Source organism: Ilumatobacter sp., assembly GCF_049588435.1.
Lineage (GTDB): Bacteria > Actinomycetota > Acidimicrobiia > Acidimicrobiales > Ilumatobacteraceae > Ilumatobacter_A.
Map to the genome: position 1 here is coordinate 1 of NZ_JBAVYV010000510.1, position 10,881 is coordinate 10,881.

The window sequence follows — 10,881 nt, forward strand, 5'->3', positions numbered from 1 at the left end:
AGGCACCGACGCGCACTTTCGAGCGAGTCGGGTGGGTGGGGCGTAGCGCGTGCTGGCCACGGGGCGCCGCTGGTGTGAACGGTACGCTCCCGACCGTGTCGGCGGAGGTGCAACTGAGCGACGTCTCCAAGACATTCGGCCCGGTCGACGCCCTCGCCCCGACCGATCTGACCATCGAAGCCGGTGAGATCATGACCCTGCTCGGCCCGTCCGGCTGCGGCAAGACCACCTTGCTCCGCCTGATCGCCGGGCTGCTTCCTGCCACCACCGGAACGATCACGGTCGACGGAGTCGATCCGTCGAGCGCTCGTGCCGAGAAACGGATCGGGTTCGTCCCCCAGGCCCCGGCGCTGCTCCCCTGGCGAACCGTGCGGGCGAATGCATCGCTGCTGCTCGACGTCAACAGCGGCCACTCCCCCGGCGCACCGTCGCACTCGGTCGACGAACTCCTCGACGCGGTCGGCCTCGCCGACTTCGCCGATGCCCGCCCCCATGAGCTGTCGGGAGGGATGCAACAGCGGGTCGGTCTGGTCCGCGCGTTCGCGCTCGACGCTCCGCTGCTGTTGATGGACGAGCCGTTCGCCGCGCTCGACGAGATCACGCGCACCGAGATGCGCCACCTCCTCACCCGGCTCCGCGAGCCGCACGGGGCGACGGTGGTGTTCGTCACCCACTCGATCAGCGAGGCGGCATTCCTCTCCGACCGCGTCGCCATCCTGTCGCCACGACCCGGTCGGATCTCATCGCTCGAAGCTGTCGACCTCGCACGTCCTCGACGACCGGAGATCGAGGACACCGCCGAGTTCTTCGACACCACGACCCGTCTGCGTCACGCCCTCGGCATCGGAGGAACGACCCGGTGAGGTTCGCCCGCTCCGTCCTCGCACCCGTCACGGGCGTCCTGTTGCTGCTCATCGTGTGGGAATCGATCGTGCGGATCCTCGCCATCCGGCGATTCGTCCTGCTGGCTCCGTCCGCAATCGTGTCGGAACTGTTCGCCGACCCGAGCGCCTACTGGAGCAACACCGTGGTGACGGCACGCCACATGCTGATCGGGCTCACGATCTCGCTCGCCGTCGCGCTCGTCGTCGGCTCGGTGATGGCGGCGTCACGTTTCGTCGAGGAGGCGGCCCAACCGGTGTTGATCGTGATCCTCGTGACGCCGTGGGTGGCCTACATGACGTCGGTCGTCATCTGGCTCGACTACGGCGAGCGTCCGGTGCTGTTCCTGGTCGCCTTCACGACCTTCCCCGTCTTCGCATTCGGGGTCGTCGGCGGCATGCGTTCTGCTGACCCCGCCGCGCGCGAGCTCCTCGCGAGCGTCGACGCGTCCAAGTGGGAGGTGCTGTGGCGGCTGCGCCTTCCATCGGCGTTGCCGGCGATCTTCACGACGGCCCGGTTCGCGATTGCGCTCGCCCTCGCTGCGGCATATTTCGCCGAGGGTTCCGCGCTCGAACCGCGTGGGCTCGGCGTGATCGGTCGACGGGCGGCACTCGATCAGACGACCGGGGCCGAAGTGCTCTGGACCACGATCTTCTGCACGGCGGCGCTCGGGATCGTCGGGCTGATGGTCGTCTCGATCGCCGAGCGGGTCCTGCTGCGCTGGCACGCCTCCCAGCGCGCCTGATCCGCCTCTTGTCACCCCTCTGCCAGATCACAAGTCGGTGACGCTCGCTGCGATGGCTCGCGACGGCGGGGACCGATCGAATACTCTGCTCCCACCGACGCGCTCGCCCCGACTCGCGCCGCCCGACCTGAGGACCCGAACACATGCGCTCCCTGATCGTTCCATCCGCGCTCGTCGTTGCGCTCGTGCTCGCCGGCTGCTCGAGCGACGACAGCACCTCGAGTGGACCCGCCGCTGCGCCCACCGGCTCAGGCGATTCCACCACGGTGCTCGCCGAGCCCGAGATGACCGTCGAGTCCGGCGCCGAGTTTCCTGCCGCGCGCTGCACGGCCAACGAGGAGGCGGGAACGATCACCTTCCTCACCGGCTTCGACTATGCCGCCGCAGCGTCGATCATCGAAGTGGTCACCGCCGATGCGGCCGGGTACTACTCCGATCTCTGTCTCGACGTCGAGATCCGTCCCGGATTCTCGGCCGCGAACTACCCGCAGGTCGCGTCCGGCACGGCCGAGTTCGCGTCCGGCGGTTCGTTCAGCGAGGTCGTTGCCTTCTCCGCCGCGAACGACGCGAACTTCGTCGCCGTGACGGTCGACGGACGCAGCGCGATCGACACGCTGATCGTCAAGTCGGGCCACGCGGCCGCACTGTCCGATCTGGACGGTTCGACGATCGGCGTGAAGGGCAAGCTTCCCCCTGCGATCGACGTGATGCTCCGCGAGGACGGACTGATCGAGGGAGAGAACTACGACACGGTGCTGCTCGACGGGTTCGACCCACTGGCCCACATCGAGATTCCGGCGATCGATGCCCTGACGGGATGGAAGAGCAACGAGGTCGGGACCCTCGAACGCGCCGGAGTCGGTTTCCAGCTCTTCGATCCGCTCGACACGGGAGTCCCCGGATCATTCGGTGTGATCTTCACCTCGGCGGAATTCGCTGCAGCTCATCCGACCGCTGCACAGGACTTCGTCCGAGCGACGCTGAAGGGCCTCGAGGATGCCGTCGCCGATCCCGAGGCTGCCGCGGTGGCTGCCGTCGAGGTCCTCGACACGAACGGCAACCCCAACTTCCTCTCACCGGAGGGGGAGATCTTCCGCTGGGGAACCGAGTCCGCACTGATCCTCGACGGGACCCCGGAGGGAATGGGCCTCGGCGTTCCCGACGTCGATGCGTTGCAGACCGAGATCGACGCCTATGCAGCCGTGGGGCTCTTCGGTGACGGCGACCCACCCGATGCAGCCGTGTACGTGTCGGACATCACCACCGGCTTGTGCGACGCCAACGCCGCATTGATCTGGCCCGGCTGAGCGGGCCGCCCGCGTACGGTCGCGATCAGTCGAGATCGTCGATCAGCAGCGTGCGGGCACTTTCGACGTCGGTGCGCAGCTGTTCGATGAGCGCATCGATTCCGTCGAACTTGCGCTCGGAGCGCAGGAAGTGGACGAAGCGCACGCGGGCGGTCTCGCCGTAGAGGTCGCCGTCGAAGTCGAGCAGGTGAGCCTCGAGCAGCGAGATCTCCGCGTGCTCGTAGAACGTCGGTCGACGTCCGACGTTGATCGCGCACTGGTGCACGTCGCCGTTCGGACGCTCGTACCAGCCTGCGTACACACCGTCGGCGGGCAGGCAGATCCGGCTCGAGACCGCCACGTTCGCGGTCGGGAATCCGAGGAGTCGACCGCGTTGGTCCCCCTTCTCGACGGAGCCGCGGACCTCGAACGGGTGCCCCAGCATCTCGTTCGCCCGTGACACGTCACCGCCGGCGAGGGCGCGGCGGATCGCCGTCGAACTGACCGGTTCGTCGATGCCGTCGTCACGGGCGATGAGTTCGAGCGGTTCGACGTCGAATCCGGCGTCGAGACCGATCTTGCGAAGCAGGTCGACGTTGCCTTCACGGTCGCGTCCGAAGTGGAAGTCGTCGCCGACGACGATCGCCGCGGTCGCCAGACAGTCGACGAGGACGCGCTGGACGAACGACTCGGGTGACTCTGCCGCCTGGGCGTCGTCGAAGGGGACGATCACGAGCGCGTCGAGTCCGGTCTGCTCGAGGAGTTCGATCTTGCGATCCGGACCCGTCAGCAGCTTGGGGGCGGATTCGGGGCGCACCACCGTGGCCGGGTGCTTGTCGAACGTGATCAGAGCGGAGCGACATCCGCGCTCGGCTGCGAGACGCCGAACCTGCTCGATGACTGCGAGGTGCCCGATGTGGACACCGTCGTAGGCGCCGATCGTCACGACGGCTCGGTCGTCGGGGAACACGCGAGTGGATTGGTCGGTGATGATCCGCACGGCGTGAATCCTACGTCTGTGGAACGACGACCATCGGTTTGGCCTCGCCGGTGCCGTGGCGTTCGTAGACGGCGAGAAGTGCCCCGTCGGGCCCGAAGACGGCCCACGGTGAGTCGCCGTCCCATGCGGGAAGCACCCGCCCGTTGGCGACGAAGTCGGCGATCGGGGCACTGACCTCGACACGGTCGAGCGTCCGCACCGCCTCGGCGACGGGCAGCAACTCGCAGTCGTCGGGGCCGGCAGCTTCGCCGAGCGTGAACCGGCCGACGGCGGTGCGCCGGAGGTTCCGGAGATGGGCACCACCTCCCAACATGGTGCCGAGGTCGGCCGCGAGTGTGCGGATGTACGTCCCCGAGCTGCACTCGACAGCGGCGAGCAACACGTTCGGTTCGTCGGTGGGCATCAACGTGAACGAATGGATCGTCACGGGCCGGGCGGGGCGTTCGATCTCGATCCCTTCGCGCGCCAGTTCGTGGAGGCGCTTGCCGTCGATCTTGATCGCCGACACCATCGGCGGGATCTGTTCGATGTCGCCGAGCAGGTGTTCGTCGACGAGGTCCTGGGCAGCGACGACCGATACATCGTCCATGTCATGGGTCGCGGTGACCTGTCCGTCGGCATCGAGCGTGTCGGTCTCCACGCCGAACACGATCTCGCCCACGTACGCCTTCGACGTCTTCTCGACGAATCGAAGCAGCTTGGTCGCCTTGCCGACCGCAACGACGAGGACGCCGGTCGCGCTCGGGTCGAGCGTTCCACCATGGCCGACCTGACGCTCATCGAAACGACGTCGCAGCATCGCGACGACGTCGTGGCTGGTCACCCCTGAGGGCTTGTCGACCACCGCGATGCCGTGCGTCGTCGCCGGTTGCCTTCGTCGTCCCACGTTGATCCGTCCCGTCGAGCGTCAGGATCGACGTTCGCGGTCGGCGCGCAGGATCTCGTCGATCCGTTCCGACGAGCGGATCGCGATGTCGGGCCGGAACTCGAGGATCGGGGTCTTCTTCGCCTTGATCTGACGAGCGATCGACGACTGCAGGCGGACCCGGTACTCGCCGAGCGCCTCGATGATCTCCTCATCGCCGTCCTCGCCGGCGAGCGAATCGAAGAAGACGATCGCCCGATTCAGTTCGGGGTCGACGTCGATCCCGGTCACCGTGACGAAGGACAGGCGCTCGTCGTCGAAGCGGACGAGGTCCTCGGCGATGATCTCGCGGAGCGTCTCGCCGACCCGCGCCGAGCGGGGATACTTCGGACCACCACTGTTACGACCTGAATTGCGTGCCATACCTCGACGCTATCTGGACCGAAAATGTTCGTCGGCGCCTGGCACCGACGAACATTTCTAGGTGAAGTCGGGGGCGGAGCGATTGGAACGTTTGAGTTCGGCGACGCCGCTGGTGGCGAGCTTCTCGATCGCGTCCCACAGCTCGGCCGCCTCGACCCCGGTCGGGGCTTTCGAGATGACGGGACCGAAGAAGCTGCCTTCGCGATCGGTGCCGGGTTGGAACGTGAGGATCGGCGTTCCGACGTCCGGCCCGGTCCGGCCGAGCGCCAGTTCGGTGTCGGCCCGGATATACGCGTCGTGGCCTTCGTCGTCGGCGTGATCGATCAGGCCGCGGTCGAAGTCGGCGGCGTCGAGAAGACCGGCGAGGAACGCGATGTTGTCGGTGCGGGACTCGTCGCGCCGGCCGTCACGGTGCAGCGCGTCACCGAGGGTGGTGTACCACCGTCCGACGGCATCGGGATCATCGTCGGTCAGGCGGATCTGGTCGGCGATCCGCAGACCACGATGGCCGAGGTAGTGACCCGCCCGGTACTCGGGCGTGTACCACTCCTGGGTGTTCTCCTCATTGAGGATCCACAGCGAGATGAACCGCCATTCGACGGTGTACGAACGTTGCGTCTGAACGTCGGCAACCCAGCGGGACGTGATCCAGGCCCACGGACAGACCGGATCCCAGAAGAAGTCGAGGTCGGGTGACGTCACGGCGCAACGGGGTGATGGCACGCGACGAAGTGCCCGGGTGCCAACTCTTCGAGCTCGGGCTCCTCGGAGGCACAACGTTCGCTCGCGTACGGGCACCGCGGATGGAAGCGGCACCCCGACGGGGGGTTGATCGGCGACGGCGGCTCACCGATCGCCACCGCCATCGAGTGATCGGCCTCGGGGTCGGGCTCGGGGATCGACGACACCAGCAGGTTCGTGTACGGATGACGTGGCGCCGCGTACAGGTCGTCACTCGTGGCGACCTCGCACATCTTGCCGAGATACATCACGGCGACTCGGTCGCTGATGTTCTTGACGACCGCGAGATCGTGGGCGATGAAGACCAGGGTGAGCCCGTACTTCACCTTCAGGTCCTCGAGCAGGTTGAGTACCTGGGCCTGGACCGACACGTCGAGCGCGGACACCGGCTCGTCGCAGATGATCAGCGTCGGATCGAGGACGAGCGCCCGCGCCACGGAGATGCGCTGGCACTGGCCGCCCGAGAACTGGTGCGGCCGGCTCTCGGCGGCACGCTCCGGATCGATCCCGACCGATTCGAGGATCTCGTCGACCAGCTTCTCCCGCTCGGCCTTCGACCCACGGTTCCAGATCGCCAACGGTTCGAGCACGCTGTCACGCACCGCTCGACGAGGGTTCAACGCCGAGACCGGGTCCTGGAAGATCATCTGGACCTTCGTGCGCGCCTCGCGCACCTCGGAGTTCGACAACGTGGTGAGGTCGGAACCCTCGAACTCGATCGAGCCCGACGTCGGCCTGGGCAGCTGCATGATCGCCCGCCCCGTCGTGCTCTTGCCGCAGCCGGATTCTCCGACGATGCCGAGCGTCTCGCCTCGGCGCACGTCGAAGCTGATCCCCGACACCGCCTTGACGGTGCCACCGGAGACCTTGAACTCCATGACCAGGTCCTTGACGACCAGCACGCTGTCCGCGTCGGCGTCACTCAGATGTGCATGTCCGGTACCGGCCACTACGACACCGCCTCGAACGAGTCGAGGGACGGTCCGCGCTCGCCGAGTTCGGCCTCGCGCTCACGGAACTCCGGGCTCCCGACGGGATACCAGCACGCGAACAGGTGGTTCGGGTCCGCTGTCGGTTCCAACGTGGGCTCCTCCTCGTGGCACTTCTCACGGGCGTACGGGCACCGAGGGGCGAAGTTGCACCCCTTCGGTGGGGACACGAGGTCCGGCGGTCGTCCCGGGATCGTCGAGAGACGGGTGTGGCTGGCGTCGGCCAGCCGCGGGATGCTCTTGAGCAGCGAGTACGTGTACGGCATCCGCATCTCGGCGAACAGGGTCCGGGTGGGGGCACGCTCGACGAGCTTGCCCCCGTACATCACGGCGATCTGGTCGGTGAACCCGGCGACCACACCGAGGTCGTGCGTGACGAGCACGACCGACATGTTGCGATCACGGCGTTGCTCCTCGATCACCTCGAGGATCTGGGCCTGAACGGTCACATCGAGCGCGGTCGTCGGTTCGTCCGCGAACAGCAGGGTCGGACCGCATGCGAGGGCCATGGCGATCATGATCCGCTGCCGCATCCCCCCCGACAGTTCGTGCGGGAACTGGCTCAGACGCGCTTCGGGCTCGGGGATGTGGACGCTGCGCAGCAGTGCAACCGCCGTTTCGCGGGCGGCCGCCTTGTTCATTCCCATGTGCAGCCGCAACGGTTCGGCGATCTGCTTGCCGACCTTCATCAACGGATTGAGCGAGTTGAGCGGGTTCTGGAAGACCATCGACATCTCGGCACCCCAGAGGTGCCGGCGCTGCTTGGCGGGCAGATCGAGGATCTCCTGACCGGCGAACCGGACGGATCCGCTCGTCACGGCCGAGTCGGGCAACAGGCCCATGATCGAGCGACTGAGCACCGTCTTTCCCGACCCCGATTCGCCCACGATGCCGATCGACTCACCACGGCGGAGCGTGAGCGACACCCCGTCGACGGCTCGGACGAGGCCACGCTCGGTCCGGAAGTGGGTCTTGAGGTCGTCGAGGACGAGCAACGGCTCCTCGGAGTCGGAGCTCTCGAAGCCGGGCCCGGCGGATCCCCCGGAACGGTCGTCGACGGTCACAGCGAAATCTCCTTCACGTCGAAGTAGGAACGCAGCTTGTCGCCGGCGAAGTTGAGTGACACGACGGTTGCGAAGAGCACCGCGATCGGGAATCCGGCCATGTAGAAGGCGTTCTGCAGGTCCCGGCTGTTCTGCGAGGCGGTCAGGATGATCGTTCCCCACGTCGGCTGCTGAGAGACCGACAGACCGAGGAAGGCGAGGCTGCCCTCGGCGACGATCGCGACGGCCACGCCGAGCAGGGCGAACGCTCCCATCGGGATGAGGACGTTGGGGAGCAGCTCACGGACGATGATCCGCTTGTGACTCGCACCCAACGACCGTGCGGCCAGGACGAACTCGCGGTCGGCGAACGAGATCGTGGTCGCTCGAGCCACGCGTCCGACCGGGGCGATACTCAACACGCCGATGACGAACGAGATCGTGAACAACGTCCGGTCGAGCAGCGACGTGATCAGGATCGCGAGCACCAGAGCGGGAAACGAGAGCAGGGTGAGGAACAGGAACGAGATGACCTGATCGACCTTGCCCCGGAAGTACCCGGCCAGCAGTCCCATCGTTCCTCCGACCGCCATGCCGAACGCGATGGCGGAGAATCCGACGGTGAGCGAGACGCGGGCACCGTAGATCGTCCGACTGAACAGGTCTCGTGCATCCTGGTCCGTGCCGAACCAGTGGTCCGACGACGGAGGATACGGCGGCCGCTCCCCCGGGATGATGAAGTTGACGGTGGGCGACTTGATCGACAGGTACGGCGCGAGCACCGCGGCGCCGACGATCAGGACGAGCCAGATGACGCTCACCCAGAATCCGAACCCGAGTCGGCGCTTCTTCGCCGCATCCTCGCCGGGGGCGTGTTCGGAGACAGCCTCGATTTCGGCAACCGCCGGGGAAAGGATCTCGTTGTCGGGAATGAGACTCATGCGGCACGCACCCGGGGGTCGATGATCACGTAGAGGATGTCGATCAACACGTTGAGGATCACGAAGGCCATCGTGACCAGCATCACGATCGTCAGCACGACCGGGAAGTCCTCCCGCAACACCGCTTCGACGATCGCAGAGCCCAGACCCGGGATCCGGAAGATCTGTTCGACCACGAGCGAGCCACCGATCAGTGCACCCGTGTTGATCCCGAAGATCGTGATGAACGAGAAGAGCGACGGCCGCAGGGCGTGCTTGTAGAGCACGGTGCGTCGCGACACCCCCTTCGAGCGTGCCGTCAGGATGAAGTCCTCCTGCAGCGTGGTGATCAGGTCGGTGCGCAGCAACCGTTGGTACACCGCACCGACGGGGATCGCGAGCGTGATCGCCGGGAGCAGCATCTGCCAGGCACGACTCCAGAACGGATCGTTCGCGGTGAACGTCTGCGGAAAGATCTGCCATTTCAGCGTGAACAGGTACTTCAGGATCACGCCCAGCGCGAAAGTCGGGATCGCGATCATGAAGAACGACGCCATCGTGGACGTCCGGTCGACCACCGAGTTTGCTCTCGATGCCGACCAGATCGCCCACGGGACGGCGATGATCGTCGCCAGGAGTTGTGCCATCAGGAGCAGCATCACGGTGCGCGGTGCGCGCTCTGCAATCAGATCGCTGACCGGCGGTTGGCCGGTCTTCGAGAACTGCGGACCGAAGTCACCCTGCACGAAGTCGCCGAGCCACAGCGCCCAACGAACCGGCAGCGGATCGTCGAGGTTGTACTGCTCTTGGGCGAGTTCGATCTTGGCGACGCTCTCGGGGTTCCCCGTGTCCCCGGCCACGGGGCCGAGGATGTTGAACAGGGGATCCCCGAGAACGTTCATCGCGCCGAAGGTGATCGCGCTGACGGCCAACAAGACCAACAGCGCTCCTCCGATCCGCTGACTCCAGAATTTCATGATGCTGTCGTGACGGCGATGCGTTCAGCGACTCAGGCGAGCCACGTCGAACTGAACCAGGTACGGCCGTTGGAGGAACACTCCAACAGATCGCCATCGGGCGACGTCCGGCTGCAGACGCCACGGACGTCCTCGCTGAACGCGTTGTCCCACGGCGTGTGCACCAGGAAGACGTACAGGTAGTCGTCGTTGATCTTCTGCGACAGCTCCTGGTACATCGCCACCCGCTCGGGTCCGTTCTCGGTGACCTGAGCCTCGAGCAGCAATGCATCGCGCTCTTCGTCACAGAACTTCGGCCAGTTGAGCGAGATGCCGCCGATGTTGCGGCACATCAACCACACGTTGTCGAGCGACGGGTCCTGGGCACCGAACTGACGCCAGTAGACGACGTTGTACTGACCGAGTGCTGCCTGCTGGATGTGATCGTCCTGAGCGAGCTCATCGAAGGTCACGTTGAACACCGAACCCCATCCCTCGGCGAAGAGGTCGGCGGCACGGGTGTTGATCACCGAGGGTCCCGTGAACTGGAACTCCATGTTGATCTTGCCGTCGGTGCAGGCCGGTACTCCGAGCACCGGGTTCTCCTCGGTGCCCTTCTCGGCGCAGTACTCGTCGACCAGTGCCTGAGCAGCTGCCGCGTCGTCGCCCTGCTGCACGACGTCCGGGTTGTAGTACTGGTTCTCCGGGGTGAACATCTGGTCGGCCGGGCGGGCGGTGCCGAGCCCGATCAGGGTCCGGTAGTTCTCCAGCGGTGTCGCCAGCGCGAGTGCTTCGCGGGCACGGATGTCGTCGAACGGCGGGACGGAGGAGTTGATCATGTCGAACGTCTCCTCGCCCGACTCGTCGAACACGCTCTGGACGCCGGGCTCGGCGAGGAGTGCTTCGACCGACTCCGGATCGGAACCCTGGATGGCGTTCAGGTCACCACCGAAGAAGAGGTCGTTCCGGCTGGCCGGATCGGTGACCGGGACGAACTCGATCGAGTCGAGGTAGACGTCGCCACCCCACCA

12 protein-coding genes are annotated in these 10,881 nt (G+C 66.2%); 3 read left to right on the top strand and 9 right to left on the bottom strand.

Features of this window, described 5'->3' with window-relative positions:
* Nucleotides 1-95 precede the first annotated feature (95 nt).
* From WBV89_RS19080 to WBV89_RS19090, 3 genes are all read left to right on the top strand, one after another.
* Nucleotides 96-863, top strand: coding sequence for an ABC transporter ATP-binding protein (locus tag WBV89_RS19080; RefSeq protein WP_423982911.1), 768 nt, complete (start codon nucleotides 96-98; stop codon nucleotides 861-863).
* Nucleotides 860-1,627: an ABC transporter permease gene (locus WBV89_RS19085; RefSeq protein ID WP_423982912.1), complete on the top strand. Its 768-nt coding sequence runs from the start codon at nucleotides 860-862 to the stop codon at nucleotides 1,625-1,627. The genes WBV89_RS19080 and WBV89_RS19085 overlap by 4 nt, the downstream gene beginning before the upstream one ends.
* A gap of 143 nt (nucleotides 1,628-1,770) precedes the next feature.
* Nucleotides 1,771-2,934 (top strand): ABC transporter substrate-binding protein, encoded by a 1,164-nt coding sequence (locus WBV89_RS19090; protein WP_423982913.1) that lies wholly within the window; start codon nucleotides 1,771-1,773, stop codon nucleotides 2,932-2,934.
* 25 nt (nucleotides 2,935-2,959) lie between these two features.
* Here the strand turns inward: WBV89_RS19090 and WBV89_RS19095 are convergent, their stop codons facing one another.
* The 9 genes from WBV89_RS19095 to WBV89_RS19135 form a co-directional block, all read right to left on the bottom strand.
* Entirely contained in the window at nucleotides 2,960-3,913 is a 954-nt protein-coding gene (locus tag WBV89_RS19095) for a bifunctional riboflavin kinase/FAD synthetase (RefSeq protein ID WP_423982914.1), read from the bottom strand.
* Between the two features lie 10 nt (nucleotides 3,914-3,923).
* Nucleotides 3,924-4,799 carry a tRNA pseudouridine(55) synthase TruB gene (truB, locus tag WBV89_RS19100; RefSeq protein WP_423982915.1) on the bottom strand — a complete coding sequence of 292 codons (876 nt, stop codon included), beginning with the start codon at nucleotides 4,797-4,799 and terminating at the stop codon, nucleotides 3,924-3,926.
* Between the two features lie 21 nt (nucleotides 4,800-4,820).
* Nucleotides 4,821-5,201, bottom strand: coding sequence for a 30S ribosome-binding factor RbfA (gene rbfA, locus WBV89_RS19105; RefSeq protein WP_423982916.1), 381 nt, complete (start codon nucleotides 5,199-5,201; stop codon nucleotides 4,821-4,823).
* A 57-nt stretch (nucleotides 5,202-5,258) separates the two neighbouring features.
* The gene (locus WBV89_RS19110; RefSeq protein WP_423982917.1) at nucleotides 5,259-5,903 is read right to left on the bottom strand and encodes a hypothetical protein; all 645 of its coding nucleotides are present in this window, start codon (nucleotides 5,901-5,903) and stop codon (nucleotides 5,259-5,261) included.
* Nucleotides 5,900-6,892: an ABC transporter ATP-binding protein gene (locus tag WBV89_RS19115; protein ID WP_423982918.1), complete on the bottom strand. Its 993-nt coding sequence runs from the start codon at nucleotides 6,890-6,892 to the stop codon at nucleotides 5,900-5,902. The genes WBV89_RS19110 and WBV89_RS19115 overlap by 4 nt, the downstream gene beginning before the upstream one ends.
* Entirely contained in the window at nucleotides 6,892-7,995 is a 1,104-nt protein-coding gene (locus WBV89_RS19120) for an ABC transporter ATP-binding protein (RefSeq protein WP_423982919.1), read from the bottom strand. The genes WBV89_RS19115 and WBV89_RS19120 overlap by 1 nt, the downstream gene beginning before the upstream one ends.
* Nucleotides 7,992-8,915, bottom strand: coding sequence for an ABC transporter permease (locus WBV89_RS19125; RefSeq protein ID WP_423982920.1), 924 nt, complete (start codon nucleotides 8,913-8,915; stop codon nucleotides 7,992-7,994). Before WBV89_RS19125 ends, WBV89_RS19120 begins: the two co-directional genes overlap by 4 nt.
* A complete protein-coding gene (locus WBV89_RS19130) occupies nucleotides 8,912-9,871 on the bottom strand; it encodes an ABC transporter permease (protein WP_423982921.1) in 960 nt (319 codons plus the stop codon). The genes WBV89_RS19125 and WBV89_RS19130 overlap by 4 nt, the downstream gene beginning before the upstream one ends.
* Nucleotides 9,872-9,903: 32 nt before the next feature.
* On the bottom strand, nucleotides 9,904-10,881 hold a 978-nt coding region (locus WBV89_RS19135), incomplete at its 5' end, for an ABC transporter substrate-binding protein (protein ID WP_423982922.1).